Raw genomic sequence first — 14658 nt, forward strand, 5'->3', positions numbered from 1 at the left:
TCCTCAGAGCGTGGTGCGGTCGGGGCGTGCCGTGGGGCCGAGCGGGCCGGGGGCCGGCTTCGGCTCGGTGCTCAGGGAGGGTTCGGGGTGCGGTGGCCCGGCGTGGCCGGCGTGCCCGGCGCCTCCGGTGCCGCTCGCGGCCGCCGCCCCGTGCCCGGGTTCGGCGTGGCCGGACCTCAGTGCCGCGCTGCCCACGTCGTGTGCGGGTTCGGGGCGGTGCACGGGCGCGTCCTCCGCCAGGTGCGACGGCCGGGGCTGGGTCAGCCAGGCCACGGCGGCACCGGTCAGGGCCACCGGCCACTCCACCACTCCCGCGGCCCCGAGCAGCCCGGCTCCCGCGTACACCGCGAGGCGCCGGCCTCGGGGCGAGACCGCGCCGACCTTGTCCAGGGTGCCCTCCGCCGCCCGGCCCACGACGCCGGCGCCGGGCACTTTGCGCAGTACCGAGGCCGCGCCGTGCAAAGGCGCCGTGAGGGTCGACGACGGCTTGTGCTCAGCCATGGCTCTCCTCGGGTGAGATCGCTTGCCGTGCGCCCCGAGTGCCCACGACCGCCCTGGTCATCCCCGCCTTCACGAGGGACGACCCCACTTCCAGGGAACGCCACGGGGCGCGCCCGCGCCACCCGCCTCAGCCGCGGCACCGCTTCCGGTGCGCTGTGCGTCCGGGCCCTCGGGCCGACCGGCCGCCACCCCGGCGAGGAGCCCTCCCGGGCGAAGGGGAGGCATGAACGCCGATCACCTACGACGCCCTTCTCCCCGCAGGGTCGCGACGGGCCACGTTCATGGAGACGGGAGTCCCCTCGCGCGGCCCGGTGGGCACGGTGGTGTGGGCGGGTCGGTGCGGTCTCAGTCCGCGCCCTCGGCGAGGCCCAGGGACGCGGTCAGTTCCCGCCGGTAGCCGGCGTAGGCGGTGCGCAGGGCCTCGCCGGGCCAGTCGGCGGGCAGCAGGGCGGGCGGCAGCACGGGGTCGGTCAGGAGGTGGCGTACGGCCGCCGCGTAGGCGGTGAGACGGCCGGCCGGGTGCTCGGCGCCGCTCGCGCGCGTGAGCAGCGCCCGCGCGGTGGCCGTCCACTCCTCCAGCGGCCAGAGCCGGGCCACCAGGTCGCGCGCCGGCTCGTCCGGACGGGCGGTGTAGGTCGCGGCCACCGCCCCCAGGTCGCCCGGCAGGGGGCGGTCGAGATTGGCCGGGCGCAGCCAGACACCCTCGCGGAGCTCGGCCAGGCGCAGTGCGGTCAGCCGGGTGCGCAGCTCGGCGCGTTCGGCGGGGCCGCGGCCCATGGCGGTGATCACCACCATCTCCCAGTCGCCGTCCCACGCGCGCGTACGGGGATGCACGGCGTCGTCCTGGCGGCGTTGGCGGGCCAGCAGACGGTCGCTGAGCCGGTAGACGGCGTCCGTGCGCCGCAGATCTCCGGCGGCCACCATCCGGCTGAGCGCGGCCCGCAGGGTGGAACCGCCGACACCGAAGGGTTCGACCAGCCGGACGAGGTTCTTCACCGGCAGCTCCGGCGGGTGGGCGCCGAGGAGCAGGCTCAGCACGACCGACCGGGCGGACAGCGCGCGCAGGCCGGCCGCGTCCGGCTCGGCCGAGTCGTTCATGCGCATGGGCACGTACTCTACGTGCGACTTCATGTTGCGTCATTGCTACAGCCGCAGGAAGAGTGCAACATGCTCGTATGGTCCCGATTCCCGCGCAGTCGCCGCAGTCCGCCACGCACGACGTCACCAACCAGGCCCCGCCGCTCGCCCCCTACGACGCCTCCGACGACCGGGCCCTGCTGGAGGGGCTGCGCCGGGAGGGCGCCGGCTGGGCCGAGGAGGACCTCCGGCGGCTGGGCGCGCGTGCGGGGAGCGCGGAGGCGCAGGAGTGGGGCGAGCTGGCGAACCGTCACGAGCCCGTCCTGCGCACCCACGACCGCTACGGCAACCGGGTCGACGAGGTGGAGTTCCACCCCAGCTGGCACCGCCTGATGCGGACGGCGGTCGCCGAGGGCCTGGCCGGCACCCCGTGGGCGGACGAGCGGCCCGGTGCGCACGTGGCCCGTACCGCCGGCGGACTGGTGTGGGGCCACACCGAGGCGGGGCACGGCTGCCCCACGTCGATGACGTACGCGGCGGTGCCCGCCCTGCGCGCACAGCCGGATCTGGCCAAGGTGTACGAACCGCTGCTCACCAGCCGGGAGTACGACCCCGCGCTGCGCGTCCCGACCGAGAAGCCAGGACTGCTCGCCGGGATGGGCATGACCGAGAAGCAGGGCGGCTCGGACGTGCGCACCAACACCACCACGGCCACGCCCACCGGTGAGCCCGGCGTGTACACGCTGCGCGGCCACAAGTGGTTCACGTCGGCGCCGATGTGCGACGTCTTCCTGGTGCTCGCGCAGGCCCCGGGCGGACTGTCCTGCTTCCTGGTGCCGCGGATCCTGCCGGACGGGACCCGCAACACCTTCCGCATCCAGCGGCTGAAGGACAAGCTGGGCAACCGTTCCAACGCGTCCTCCGAGCCGGAGTTCGACCGGACCGTGGCCTGGCTGGTGGGTCCCGAGGGGCGGGGTGTGAAGACCATCATCGAGATGGTCAACTGCACCCGGCTGGACTGCGTGATGTCCTCGGCGACCCTGATGCGCAAGACGTTCGTCGAGGCCGGCCACCACGCCCGCCACCGCAGCGCGTTCGGGGCCCGTCTCGTCGACCAGCCGCTCATGCGCAACGTCCTCGCCGATCTGGCGCTGGAGTCGGAGGCGGCGACGACCCTGACGCTGCGGCTCGCCGGGGCGGCGGACCGCGCGGTGCGCGGGGACGCCGGGGAGCGGGCGTTCCGGCGGATCGCCACCGCCGTGGGCAAGTACTGGGTCACCAAGCGCGGACCGGCGTTCACCGCCGAGGCCCTGGAGTGCCTGGGCGGCAACGGGTACGTGGAGGAGTCCGGCATGCCCCGCCACTACCGGGAGGCGCCGCTGCTGTCGATCTGGGAGGGCTCGGGCAACGTCAACGCGCTCGACGTGCTCCGTGCCCTCGGACGGGAACCGGACAGCGCCGAGGCCCTGTTCGCCGAACTCGCCCTCGCCCGCGGGGCCGACGCCCGGCTGGACGCCGCCGCGGCCGGGCTGAAGGAGCGACTGGCCGAGACCGATCAGGTGGGCGCCCGCCGGCTGGTCGAGGGGATGGCCCTCGCGCTGCAGGCGTCGCTGCTGGTCCGGTACGCGCCGCACCCGGTCGCGGACGCCTTCTGCGCCAGCCGGCTGGGCGGCGACTGGGGGCACTCGTTCGGCACGCTGCCGGCGGGGACCGACCTGGACGCGATCCTGGAGCGCGCGCTGCCCGGCCGGATCTGATCCGTCGCCACGGTCCTCCCCCGGCGGGGACGTGCCGCCCCGGCACTGGCCGATGACAGCCGACGGATCGCACACAGTCAGGCTACGGTTCCGGACCGTTGCCGGTGCCGTGGTGCAGACTCGCGATCAGGTGGCACTCGTCTGGGGAGGACAACGTGTTCACGGGGATCGACGAGGTCGACTGGGCCTCGCTGCGACACGCGCACGGAAGCGCGGTGGAGGTGCCCGGCTGGTTACGGGCGCTGGCGTCCGCGGACACCGCCGAGCGGACGACCGCGCTCGACGGGATGTACGGCGCCGTGCACCACCAGGGGAACGTGTACGACTCGACGCTGGCCTGCGTCCCGTTCCTGTTCGCACTGACGGCCCGTGAGGAGGTGCCCGACCGGGGCGCGCTCGTGGAACTGCTGGTGAGCATCGGCGCGGACAGCAGGGACGCGGACGCGCGGGCACGGGAGGCGGTGTGCGCCGGCGCCGAGGGCTTCGTCCCCCTCGCCGGGGACCCGGACCCTCCGGTGCGGGCGGCGGCGGCCGGTGCCCTCGTCCACTTCCTGGCGGAACCGGCCCGCGCCCTGCGTCTGCTGGCGAACCGCGTCCGGGCCGAGCGGGACGACCGTGTCCTGCTCGCACTCACGGAGGCGCTCGGCCTGTTCGTCCGCCGGTACCCCGCGCACGCGGACGCCGCGGTGGACCTCCTGGCCGAGCAGAGCGCGCCGCCGTACGGCCCCGGGACCCGGCTCGCCGCGCTCGGACAGCTCGCGCTCGGCGCGCCCGCGCGGCTCCCGTCCGGCCTGGTGCCGACGGCCGTCCAACTGCTGCGGGAGCGGTCCGCGCACCGGGTGCCGCCCGGCCCGGGCACGGACACCCTGGTGGGCCGGATACGGCGGCTGCGCCCGTCGGACGAGGAGGGGTCCCGCCTGCTGCGCACCCTGCACACCGCGCTGGGCGACCGGGTGGCGGACCGGACGGTCCTGCTCCTCGGGCAGCTGACCAGCCCCGACCCGGTGGACCGGTGCAACGGCGCCTGGATGGCGGCGGCGCTGTTCCGCGGCTGGCGCGGTGACCACACCCGGGCCGTCGAGCTGCTGGGCGGCCAACTCGGCACGGCGCACGACCGGTTACGGGAGGCGGCCCTCACGGTCCTGGGGGAACTGTTCGCCCTGGCCGCGCCCGCCGCCGACGACCTGCACACCCTGGTGAGCACCCGGCCCGATCTGTGGACGCACCGCTGGGAGCGCTGCGCCCCCACCCTGGGCGGTCCGCTCAGGGCGCTGGCGCGGACGGGCGACGCGCGGGCGGTCCCGCCCCTCGCCCAGCTGCTGGCCGGTCCGGCGGCACCCGCCGACCTTGGTTTCGAGCTCGTGCACCTGGGTCTGGCCGCGGCGCCGCTCGCCCCGGCGGTACGGCACCGGCTCGGCCGCGTCCCGCTCGCCTCCGCCTCCACGGCCCGGCTCGCCGCCCCGCTGCTGTCCGCGGTCAGGGCCCTCGAGGACGAGGACGCGCTGCCGGAGGTGCTCCGGCTCCTGTCGGGTGTGCCGGGCGGCCCGGGAGCCCCGGGCGCCGTGGCGGACCAGGCGATCGAGACACTGGAGGCGCTCGGCGCCGCCGCGCGGGCGAGACCTCTCCTGCGCTCTCTGCTGCGCACCCGGCACGCGGCCGCCGCGGCGGGCGCGCTCTGGTCGGCGGACGGCGACACCTCGGCCGTACTCCCCCCACTCCTGCGCGAGTTGACGGAGGGTGACCCGGTGAACCGCCGTCGCGCCGCCCGGCACCTGGGCCGTCTGGGCCCGGCCGCGCGCCCCGCCCTGCCGGCGCTGCGCCGGGCCGCCACGGCGGGACCGGCGCAGGTACGGACGTCTGCCGCGTGCGCGCTCTGGCGCATCGACGCCGACCCCGCCCCCGTCCTGCCGGTGTTGCGGACCGCCTGGGCGGAGGACCCGCGCACCCGCCTCCCGGTCGCCCGCTGTCTCGGCGCGATGGGCCCGGCGGCCGCGCCGCTGCGGGACCTGGTGGCGGCCGAACTCGCCGCCCCCCGCCGGCACACGGCCCGCGCGGGCGGATACGGCGGACACATCCCCGAGGACGAGGCCCTGCTCAGGGCGTGCGGGGAGGTGCGGTCCGGGGTCGGCACCTAGGGGATGGGATCTCGCCCGGATCAAGCCGGACCAGGCGGAACCAGGCCGGATCAGGCCGCGGCGTCCGTGCCGGACGTCGCGGGTCCGGGCTGATGCGAACGAAAGTCCCCCATAGGTCCGGCCGCCCCGGGCCGCAGGTGGGCGTCAGACCATCCGGCCCCACTGGGGCCCGAATCGCGCCCATTCCGTGTCCCAGTCCTCCATCCGCCGGCGCTCCAGGCGGCCGCGCAGGGCCAGACCGCCGACGAAGGGCACGGCGGCCGCGCTCACGCCGACCAGGAGGCCTATCAGGGCGGCCCGGAAGGCGGCCTCGGAGGCCGTGACGGGCCGGCCGACGAGATGCCCCCGGGGATCCGTCCAGACGGTGACCCGGGTGCCCGCCCTGCTGCCGGGCTTCACCCGGACCTGGCCGGTGTGGGCGGACCCGTCGGCCGTCGACCAGCGGACCTCGGCCCAGATCCGTTCGCCGGACGCGACGTGGCCGTGCGCGGGGGACGTTCCGGGAACCCGCTCCACGACGTGGGCCACCGCGGGACGCCAGGCGGCGCGCTCCCGGGCGAGTCCGTGCTCCACCGAACGGGCCGCGGCCAGGCCCGCCGCCACCCCGAGCAGCAAGGTCAGCAGCCAGGCACCGAGGACCACCCAGGCCTCGACCACGTCGGCCCGGCGTTTCAGCGGGTTGCGCCGCCAGCGCCACAGCCACACCTTCGGACCACGGAACGCCTTCAAAGGCATCCTCCTCACGAGCGCACCGACCGGCCGGACCGCACTCCCATACGCGGAAGACCGCCCCGATGCTCACGACGAGCCGTCTCCCCGACGGTCGCACGAGACACGCCCTTCGCGCAGGCACATCGGGGAAAGCGCTGCCCCTATCCCCGCCGCCGGCCGGCGACACAGCTGTGACCTGCGTGTACGGCCGCTCGGGGGAGACTGTCAGTGCCGGGGTGCACACTGGCCGATATCTGACGGACCTGACGGCTACCTGGACGATGGCGTCCCGGAGGTGATCGGCATGACCGAGGTACTGCTGGCGGTGGGCACGCGCAAAGGCCTGTTCATCGGGCGGCGACGGGGCGGCGGCGCCTGGGAGTTCGACGAGAGCCCGTATTTCAACGCGCAGGCGGTGTACTCGGTGGCGATCGACACCCGGGACTCCCGGCCCCGCCTGCTGGCGGGCGGCGACAGCGCGCACTGGGGCCCGTCGGTGTTCCACTCCGACGACCTGGGCCGCACCTGGACCGAACCGGCGCAGCCCGCGGTGAAGTTCCCCAAGGACACCGGAGCCTCCCTGGAGCGTGTCTGGCAGCTGCATCCGGCCGCCGCCGAGCCCGGCGTGGTGTACGCGGGCACGGAACCGGCCGCGCTGTACCGCTCGGAGGACCGCGGCGAGAGCTTCGAGCTGGTCCGGCCGCTGTGGGAGCACCCGACCCGTTCGCGGTGGGTGCCGGGCGGCGGCGGCGAGGGCCTGCACACGGTCCTCACGGACGCGCGCGACCCGCGTGCGGTGACCGTGGCCGTCTCGACGGCCGGCGTCTTCCGCAGCGGCGACGGCGGGGCCAGCTGGGCACCGTCCAACTCCGGTGTGGCCGCCGTGTTCCTGCCGGACCCGGACCCGGAGTTCGGCCAGTGCGTACACAAGGTCGCCAGGGACGCGGCCGATCCGGACCGGCTGTACCTGCAGAACCACTGGGGGGTGTACCGCAGCGACGACGCGGGCGCCCACTGGACCGACATCGGCGCGGGGCTGCCGTCGACGTTCGGGTTCGCGGTCGCCGCCCATCCGAGCCGGGGCGGTACGGCGTACGTGTTCCCGATCAACGCCGACGCGGACCGGGTGCCGGCCGAGCACCGGTGCCGGGTCTTCCGCACCACGGACGCCGGCGGGACGTGGGAAGCGCTGTCCAAGGGGCTTCCGGAGGAGGACCACTACGGCACGGTGCTGCGGGACGCCCTGTGCACCGACGACGCCGACCCCGCGGGGGTGTACTTCGGCAACCGCAACGGCGAGTTGTTCGCGTCCGCCGACGACGGTGACAGCTGGCAGCAGTTGGCCTCCCACCTGCCGGACGTGCTGTGCGTGCGGGCGGCGGTGGTCGGCTGACCCGGCAGGCGGGCGCGGGGCCGCGCCGTCGTGCTCCGGCCATCGGTTGATCGTCGGCCGGTGCACGGCAGTAGGGTGACGCCCGTGGCACCACGACCCTTGCATGAAATCGTCGAACCGGGCTGGGCTCAGGCCCTGGAACCCGTTGCCGGACAGATCGCCGCGATGGGCGACTTCCTGCGTACGGAGATCGCCGCGGGACGCACCTACCTCCCGGCCGGACCGAACGTGCTGCGCGCCTTCCAGCAGCCCTTCGACGAGGTACGGGTCCTGATCGTCGGTCAGGACCCCTATCCCACGCCGGGGCACGCGGTGGGCCTGTCGTTCTCGGTCGCGCCGGAGGTACGCCCGCTGCCGCCGAGCCTGATCAACATCTTCCAGGAGCTGCACGGCGACCTGGGGCTGCCCCAGCCGTCCAACGGCGACCTGACCCCCTGGACGCAGCAGGGCGTGCTGCTGCTCAACAGGGCGCTGACCACCGCGCCCCGCAGCCCCGCCGCGCACCGGGGCAAGGGCTGGGAGGAGGTCACCGAGCAGGCGATCCGGGCGCTGGCGGCGCGCGGCAAGCCTCTCGTCTCCATCCTGTGGGGCCGTGACGCCCGCAATCTGCGCCCGCTGCTCGGCAAGCTGCCCGCGGTGGAGTCCGCGCACCCCTCCCCGATGTCGGCCGACCGTGGCTTCTTCGGCTCGCGCCCGTTCAGCCGGGCCAACGACCTGCTGGTCCAGCAGGGAGGACAGCCGGTGGACTGGCGTCTGCCGTGACCGTCCCCGGCTTCCTCGCCGTGGACTCGGGCGGTTCCGGCCTCCGGGTCGTCGTCGGCGTGCCCGGGCAGGCACCGTCCGTCCCGCGGGCGAGCCGCGAACCCGTCCGCACGGGCGCACGGGGCATCGACCCCGCCCATCTGCTGGACCAGATCGTCCCCCTGGCGCGCGCCCTGGCCGCGGAGGCCGGGGTCGGCGAGCTGGACACCGCGGTCGTCGGCGCCGCCGGGTTCGCCTCCCTGGGCGACGCCCTGCGCGCCGAACTGCCCGGCGCACTCGCCGCGGAACTCGGCGTGCGGCACGTGGCGCTCGCCGCCGACGCGGTCACCGCGTACGTCGGCGCGCTCGGGTCACGTCCGGGCGCGGTGCTCGCCGCGGGCACCGGACTGATCGCGGTCGGCACCGACCTGGTCCGCTGGCGGCGGGCCGACGGCTGGGGGCATCTGCTGGGCGACTGCGGCGGCGGCGCCTGGATCGGGCGGGCCGGACTGGAGGCGGCGCTGCGCGCGTACGACGGCCGGGACGGCGGCTCCGCCCCGCTGCTGGCCTGCGTGGAGGAGCAGTTCGGCCCGGCGCCCTCGCTGCCCGGCCTGCTGTACCCGCGCTCCGACCGGGCCGCCGTGCTGGCGTCCTTCGCACCCCGGGTCGCGGCGTGCGCCCCGCACGACCCGGTCGCCGGGGGCATCCTGCGCGCGGCGGCCCGGCACATGGCCGAGTCCGCGGCGGCCGTCTGCCCCGGTGAAGGGGCGTTCGAAGTGGCGCTCACCGGTGGCCTGTTCAACCTGGGCGAACCCCTCCTCGCCCCGCTGCGCCGGGAATTGGCGGACCGGCTGCCCCACGCCCGGCAGGTGCCCGCGAACGGCGACCCGCTGCACGGCGCGGTACGGATCGCGACCGACCTCGCCGCCGGCCGGCTCTCCCTGCCGGGCGAACCGACGATGCTGCACGTGACCTCCCCGGTCGGCGACTGATTTCTCACATGGGCGACTGATCAGGTCGTCGACCCACATGCCCGACATAAGCCCGACGTATGCCCGGAACAGGCACCAAGGGCCCGTAACTCATCAGACAAAACCGGACGGATACCGCTCACCTGCACCCTCCCCGAACAGGGGAGCCCGATGAGCCAGTAACATGCGGCGCCATGAGCTCCCCCACTGGACCCGCGTCCGGCCTGCCAGTACGAATGCCGCGACCCCGCCAGCCCGGACGGCACCGCCGTCCGGAACCGCTGGTGGCCCCCGAGGGCGCGCCCGCGCTCGTCCTCGCGGTGCCCGGTGCGCCCAGCGCCGCCACGCGCGGCCTCGCCGAGGAGGTCGTGAGCATCGCCCGCTCCGAGCTGCCCGGCCTGGACGCCCGGATCGGTTTCGTGGACGGGGACGACAGCGAATTCCCCACCCTGCGGTCCGTGCTGGCGCACGCCGCCGAGGAGCGCGCCGCACGCTACGAGCAGGCCGTCGCCGCGGGCCTGGAGGTCAAGCAGCCCGACGGCCCGGTCGCCGTCGTCGTCCCGCTGCTGGCCGGTCCGGACAGCGCCCTGCTGCGCCACATCCGCCAGTCCGTGATGGACAGCCGGGTCGCCGCCGAGCTGACCGACGTCCTCGGCCCGCACCCGCTGCTCGCCGAGGCGCTGCACGTGCGTCTGTCCGAGGCGAGCCTGGCCCGCGCCGACCGTGCCCGGCTGTTCACCGTGGCGACGGCCGCGGACGGCATCGTCCTCGCCTCCGTGGGCGGCGAGGAGGCCGTGCAGGCGGCCGGGATCACCGGGATGCTGCTCGCCGCGCGCCTGGCCGTGCCGGTCATGGCGGCGGCCCTGGACCAGGAGGGATCCATCGCCTCCGTCGCCGAGCAGCTGCGTTCCTCCGGCTCCCAGCAGCTGGCCCTGGCGCCGTACCTGATCGGCCCGGAGATCGACGCCGGCCTGCTGGCCGCGGCCGCCGAGGAAGCGGGCTGCGCCACCTCCGAGGCGCTCGGCGCGTACCCGGCCATCGGCAAGCTCGCGCTCGCCAAGTACACGACGGCGCTGGGCATCGCCCCGCAGCAGGCGCAGGGCACGCCGGCCCGCTGAACCACCACGGCACCCGTACGACACAGGGCCCGCTCCGATCATCGGAGCGGGCCCTCCGCCTTCCCGGGGCCGGGCCCGGTCAGCCGGGCACGCGGCCGAACACGATGCAGGAGGCCGCGGCGACCTGCACCGAGCCGTCGTACCGGGGCAGACCCGTCGCCTCGTCCAGGGCGAACCAGCTCACGTCGCCGGAGCGCTCGTTGGCCGCGTACAGGAACCCGCCGTGCTCGGCGAGGGCGCGCGGCCAGTGGCCGCCGCAGGGCACCGTGCCGGTCAGCCGCAGTCCGTCGCCCTCGACGGCGAGGACCGACAGGACGTCCTCACCGCGGGTCGCCGTCCACACGAAGCGGCCGTCGGGCGAGACGACGATGCCCGAGGGGTAGGCGTCGCCGGCCGGGGAGTCCGGCAGCACCCGGACCTCGGTCAGCGGCTTGAGGGAGCCGCGGGCCGCGTCCCAGCGGCACACCGTGACCGTGGGGGTGAGTTCGTTGACCACGTAGGCGTGCTCGCCGTCCGGGTGGAAGGCGAGGTGGCGGGGGCCGGATCCGGGACGCAGCGCGTACTCGTGGTGCAGCACGGGGGCGCCGTGGTCGAGGGCACAGACCCGCACCGAGTCCGTGCCGAGATCGACGCTGACGGCCCACCGACCGCTCGGGTCGGGCTGCACATGGTGGGCGTGAGGTCCGCGCTGGCGCCGGTCGTGCGGTCCGGAGCCGGTGTGCTGGAGGACGCCGGAGGGCTTGGCGGCGAGGGTGCCGTCCGGTCGGAGGGGGACGGCGGAGACGCTGCCGGAGCCGTAGTTGGCGGTCAGCAGGTGCCCGTCGTGCAGGCTCAGGTGGGTGGGCCCGCTGCCGTCCACGGGGACGGGCGGCCCGGCGGGTTCCGGGCGGTCGCCGAGGACGCGGAAGGCCGTGACGGCGCCCTCGGCCGTCTCGCTGACCGCGTAGAGCATGGCTCCGTCCGGTGCCATGGCCAGGTAGGCGGGATCGGGTACGTCCTTCACGGCGGCCACGAGGGTGAGCGCCCCGCCGTCCGGCGCGACGTCCGCGGCGACCAGTCCCGGTCCGCCCGCCGCCGTGAACGAGCCGATGAACGCCCGGTGCCTGCCCGCTCTGCCGTCCTGTGCCACCGCTGTCCCCTCTCGGTCGAGCCGGTCGACCGGGCTGAGCCGGCCTGAGGCCGACGGTAGCAGTCGATCACCGACGGTCTAGACCAAGAGGAGGAGTGGCAGGGCGGTTCTTTGCGGAGACCCGGTGTTCAGGCGCCGACCAGCCGTGAGCCCGACGGCGTCCGCAGCGGCTCGGCCAGGTCGGCGAGGGCGCGTTCGAGGCCGTGCAGATGGGCGAGGGCGGGTTCGGCGGGCGGCTCGGCGGGACGTCCGTGCGGATGGGCGCCACCGGCGGTCAGGGCCTCGACGGCCGCCTCCACCCGCCAGCAGGCGGCGGCCAGGCGGGCGTCGTGGGAGGCCTCGGGATCGGCGGCGACCGCCACCAGGCCGCGGATCTCCCGGGCGCAGTCGTCGAGCAGCGCGAGGACCCGGCGGGCGCGCCGCTTGCGGGCCGGCATCGGGTGCAGCGGGTGCACCAGCGGGGCCACGGAGAGCCGGACCCGGCCGAGCAGCTGCTCCAGTTCGGCCACGCGCGGCGCGGGGTCGGCCGTGGCGGACCCCGCGAGCCGGTCCGCGGCCTCGGCCGTGCAGGCGTGCACACAGCGCAGGGCGCGCTGGATCCAGACGTCGGTGGTGGCGTGGGTGGTGACCGGCAGGACGAACAGCACGGCCAGCGCGGCGCCGAGCGCGCCCACGCCGGTCTCGGTGAGGCGCAGGGCGAGCAGGCCGGGGCTGAGGACGCCGAGGAGGCCGTAGAGCATCTCGGCGAGCAGGGTCACCCAGAGCATCATCCACGTGTAGGAGACGGCGGCGGTGTAGAAGATGCCGAAGACGGCGACCGCGACGAGCACGGCCGTCGGGACGGGCGCCCCGTGCACGGGGACGGCGACCAGGAAGCCCAGGCAGATGCCGATCACCGTGCCGAGGACCCGCCGGAAGCCCCGCACCAGCGTCTCGCCGCGGGAGGCGGTGTTGACGAAGATCCACCAGGTGGCGCCGACGGCCCAGTACCAGCGCTGCCCGGACACCAGCTGCCCCACGACCAGGGCGAAGCCCGCGCCCGCTGTCGCCTGGACCGCCTGCCGTGTGGTGACCCGGGCCAGCCCGGTCCCGGCGGGCGGGGCGGGTACGGCGGACGGGGGCAGCCGCCGCTCGTAGCACCAGGCGCCGAAGCGGACGGCCGCGGCGCTGAGCACCGACAGCAGGACGGCGGCGTACAGCTCGGGCAGCTGCTCCGGCGTCGCGTGCAGGAACTGGGCGACGAAGAAGGTCATGAAGGCGAACACGCCGAGGCTGTGCCCGCGCGGCCCCCAGCGGCGCGCGTAGACGCCGGCGCCGACGACGGCCAGGAAGGCGAGGTCCCGGGCCACGGGCAGGCTGTGCAGCTCGGCCGCGGCGGCGAGCACCGGCACCCCGACGGCGGGCAGCAGGGCGGTGGTGACCGCCTGGCCGCGCACGGTCGGATCGGCCACGGTGAACAGGGCGAGCAGCGCGGCGAGGCCGCCGGTGACGGCACCGGCGAGGGAGTGCCCGGAGGCGAGACAGACCACCACCGCCAGTCCGATGCCGAGGACGGCCCGCGCGGCGAAGCGCAACCGCGCCCGCCCCGGGTCCGGAGCCACGAACACCCTCTTCAGCACCACTGCCCTCCCCTGGGAACGACTGCACGAAAAAGGCGCCGCGGAGGTCCGCAGCGCCGTCGACGTACCCATGAGAGCATCACGGACGTCACTGGCTCAAGTGAGGCCCGGATCACTGGGCCATTGGCCCTGCTGTGGACGTCGACCACTGACCGCCGGAATACCAACGGACCAGGTCGCCCTGGGCGTGGGCAGGACCGACCGCTGAGCCATTGGTACAGTCGTCCCTCATGGCCGTGGACAAACTCGACACCCGCATCCTGCGGCTGCTCCTGGAGCAGCCGCGCACCAGCGTGCGCGAGTACGCCCGCATCCTCGGCGTCGCCCGGGGCACGCTCCAGGCCCGCCTGGAGCGGATGGAGCGGGACGGCGTGATCACCGGTACGGGCCCGTCCCTCTCCCCCGCCGCCCTCGGGCACCCGGTGCTGGCCTTCGTGCACATCGAGGTCACCCAGGGCCACCTCGACGACGTGGGGGACGCGCTGGCCGCCGTGCCGGAGATCGTCGAGGCCTTCTCGATCACCGGTGGCGGGGACCTGCTCGCCCGGGTGGTCGGCCGGGACAACGCCCATCTGGAGGACGTGATCCAGAAGCTGATCAGTCTCCCGGGCGTGGTGCGCACCCGGACCGAGGTGGCGTTGCGCGAACGCGTCCCTCACCGGCTGCTCCCGCTGGTGGAGTCGGTCGGCCGGGCTGCCCGCGCCTGATCATGGGCATGCTGGTCCGCATGAGCGATCCCGGCGCCCTCTCGGTCGTCTTCGATCTCGACGGCACGCTGGTGGACAGCGAGCCGAACTACTTCGAGGCGAGCCGGCGGACCCTGGCCGAGTACGGTGTCGCCTTCACCTGGACGGAGCACGAGAGCTACGTCGGCATCAGCACCCGGGAGACGGTGGCCGACTGGCGGCGGCGGTACGGGTTGCGCGTCTCGGCGGACGGGCTGCTGGAAGCCCTGGACCGCCGCTACCTGGCGCTGGCCCGCGCCCGTACGCGCGCGTACCCGGAGATGCGGAAGTTCGTGGAGTTGCTGGCGGCCGAGGGGGTGCCGATGGCCGTCGCCTCGGGCTCCTCCCCGGAGGCCATCGAGGCGATCCTGGCCGGCACCGGCCTGGCGGAGTTCCTGCGCACGGCCGTCTCGGCCGACGAGGTCGCCGTGGGCAAGCCCGCACCCGACGTCTTCCTGGAGGCGGCCCGGCGGCTGGGCGCCCGCCCCGCCGACTGCGTGGTGCTGGAGGACGCGGCAGCAGGGGCGGCGGCGGCCCACGCGGCCGGGATGCGCTGCATCGCGATCCCCTATGTGGCCGCACAGGCCGACGCGCCGGAGTTCGCCACGGCGGCCCTGCTGCTGCGCGGCGGCCAGGCGGAGTTCACGGCCCGCTCCGCCTACGCGTGGCTGAGGCGGACGAGGCCCTGACCCGGGCGGATCGGCCGGGAACGCGGACAGCGTTCCCGGACCTGTTCCCCCCGTCGCGCCGGGACCTCGCCGTGCGGTGAGCGTCCCCGCTG

General features: G+C 75.4%; 13 protein-coding genes. 8 read left to right on the forward strand and 5 right to left on the reverse strand.

The window, feature by feature from the left end; genetic code table 11:
- Positions 1 to 3: 3 nt before the first annotated feature.
- Both ACF08B_RS19295 and ACF08B_RS19300 read right to left on the reverse strand, forming a co-directional pair.
- Positions 4 to 501: a hypothetical protein gene (locus tag ACF08B_RS19295; RefSeq protein ID WP_392318443.1), complete on the reverse strand. Its 498-nt coding sequence runs from the start codon at positions 499 to 501 to the stop codon at positions 4 to 6.
- 345 nt (positions 502 to 846) lie between these two features.
- Complete coding sequence (locus tag ACF08B_RS19300; RefSeq protein WP_392318568.1) at positions 847 to 1605, reverse strand: PaaX family transcriptional regulator C-terminal domain-containing protein; 759 nt, start codon at positions 1603 to 1605, stop codon at positions 847 to 849.
- A gap of 71 nt (positions 1606 to 1676) precedes the next feature.
- Between ACF08B_RS19300 and ACF08B_RS19305 the strand changes: the two genes are divergently transcribed.
- Entirely contained in the window at positions 1677 to 3335 is a 1659-nt protein-coding gene (locus ACF08B_RS19305) for a DNA alkylation response protein (protein ID WP_392318444.1), read from the forward strand.
- A gap of 155 nt (positions 3336 to 3490) precedes the next feature.
- Complete coding sequence (locus tag ACF08B_RS19310; protein ID WP_392318445.1) at positions 3491 to 5470, forward strand: HEAT repeat domain-containing protein; 1980 nt, start codon at positions 3491 to 3493, stop codon at positions 5468 to 5470.
- Between the two features lie 144 nt (positions 5471 to 5614).
- Here the strand turns inward: ACF08B_RS19310 and ACF08B_RS19315 are convergent, their stop codons facing one another.
- A complete protein-coding gene (locus ACF08B_RS19315) occupies positions 5615 to 6205 on the reverse strand; it encodes a hypothetical protein (protein WP_392318446.1) in 591 nt (196 codons plus the stop codon).
- A gap of 280 nt (positions 6206 to 6485) precedes the next feature.
- On the opposite strand from ACF08B_RS19315, the gene ACF08B_RS19320 reads away from it, so the two are divergent.
- The 4 genes from ACF08B_RS19320 to ACF08B_RS19335 all read left to right on the forward strand — a co-directional run bounded on the left by ACF08B_RS19320 (position 6486) and on the right by ACF08B_RS19335 (position 10404).
- A complete protein-coding gene (locus ACF08B_RS19320) occupies positions 6486 to 7574 on the forward strand; it encodes a WD40/YVTN/BNR-like repeat-containing protein (RefSeq protein WP_392318447.1) in 1089 nt (362 codons plus the stop codon).
- An 84-nt stretch (positions 7575 to 7658) separates the two neighbouring features.
- Positions 7659 to 8336 (forward strand): uracil-DNA glycosylase, encoded by a 678-nt coding sequence (locus ACF08B_RS19325; RefSeq protein ID WP_392318448.1) that lies wholly within the window; start codon positions 7659 to 7661, stop codon positions 8334 to 8336.
- A complete protein-coding gene (locus ACF08B_RS19330; protein ID WP_392318449.1) occupies positions 8333 to 9307 on the forward strand; it encodes an N-acetylglucosamine kinase in 975 nt (324 codons plus the stop codon). Before ACF08B_RS19325 ends, ACF08B_RS19330 begins: the two co-directional genes overlap by 4 nt.
- Before the next feature lie 173 nt (positions 9308 to 9480).
- Positions 9481 to 10404 carry a sirohydrochlorin chelatase gene (locus tag ACF08B_RS19335; protein ID WP_093479490.1) on the forward strand — a complete coding sequence of 308 codons (924 nt, stop codon included), beginning with the start codon at positions 9481 to 9483 and terminating at the stop codon, positions 10402 to 10404.
- 79 nt (positions 10405 to 10483) lie between these two features.
- On the opposite strand, the gene ACF08B_RS19340 is transcribed toward ACF08B_RS19335, so the two are convergent.
- Entirely contained in the window at positions 10484 to 11533 is a 1050-nt protein-coding gene (locus ACF08B_RS19340) for a lactonase family protein (RefSeq protein WP_392318450.1), read from the reverse strand.
- 128 nt (positions 11534 to 11661) lie between these two features.
- Positions 11662 to 13152: an FUSC family protein gene (locus tag ACF08B_RS19345; RefSeq protein ID WP_392318451.1), complete on the reverse strand. Its 1491-nt coding sequence runs from the start codon at positions 13150 to 13152 to the stop codon at positions 11662 to 11664.
- 230 nt (positions 13153 to 13382) lie between these two features.
- On the opposite strand from ACF08B_RS19345, the gene ACF08B_RS19350 reads away from it, so the two are divergent.
- Both ACF08B_RS19350 and ACF08B_RS19355 read left to right on the forward strand, forming a co-directional pair.
- On the forward strand, positions 13383 to 13859 hold the full coding sequence (locus ACF08B_RS19350; protein ID WP_392318452.1) for an Lrp/AsnC family transcriptional regulator: 477 nt from the start codon (positions 13383 to 13385) through the stop codon (positions 13857 to 13859).
- Positions 13860 to 13879: 20 nt separating this feature from the next.
- Positions 13880 to 14566: an HAD family hydrolase gene (locus ACF08B_RS19355; RefSeq protein ID WP_392318453.1), complete on the forward strand. Its 687-nt coding sequence runs from the start codon at positions 13880 to 13882 to the stop codon at positions 14564 to 14566.
- Positions 14567 to 14658 lie beyond the last annotated feature (92 nt).

Source organism: Streptomyces sp. NPDC015139 (assembly GCF_043079785.1).
GTDB lineage: Bacteria > Actinomycetota > Actinomycetes > Streptomycetales > Streptomycetaceae > Streptomyces > Streptomyces albidocamelliae.

Coding starts and splice junctions, on each gene's coding strand:
- ACF08B_RS19355 (WP_392318453.1), top strand. CDS start 13,880: ATGAGCGATCCCGGCGCCCTCTCGGTCGTCTTCGATCTCGACGGCACG.
- ACF08B_RS19295 (WP_392318443.1), bottom strand. CDS start 501: ATGGCTGAGCACAAGCCGTCGTCGACCCTCACGGCGCCTTTGCACGGC.
- ACF08B_RS19315 (WP_392318446.1), bottom strand. CDS start 6,205: ATGCCTTTGAAGGCGTTCCGTGGTCCGAAGGTGTGGCTGTGGCGCTGG.
- ACF08B_RS19350 (WP_392318452.1), top strand. CDS start 13,383: ATGGCCGTGGACAAACTCGACACCCGCATCCTGCGGCTGCTCCTGGAG.
- ACF08B_RS19300 (WP_392318568.1), bottom strand. CDS start 1,605: ATGCGCATGAACGACTCGGCCGAGCCGGACGCGGCCGGCCTGCGCGCG.
- ACF08B_RS19320 (WP_392318447.1), top strand. CDS start 6,486: ATGACCGAGGTACTGCTGGCGGTGGGCACGCGCAAAGGCCTGTTCATC.
- ACF08B_RS19335 (WP_093479490.1), top strand. CDS start 9,481: ATGAGCTCCCCCACTGGACCCGCGTCCGGCCTGCCAGTACGAATGCCG.
- ACF08B_RS19305 (WP_392318444.1), top strand. CDS start 1,677: ATGGTCCCGATTCCCGCGCAGTCGCCGCAGTCCGCCACGCACGACGTC.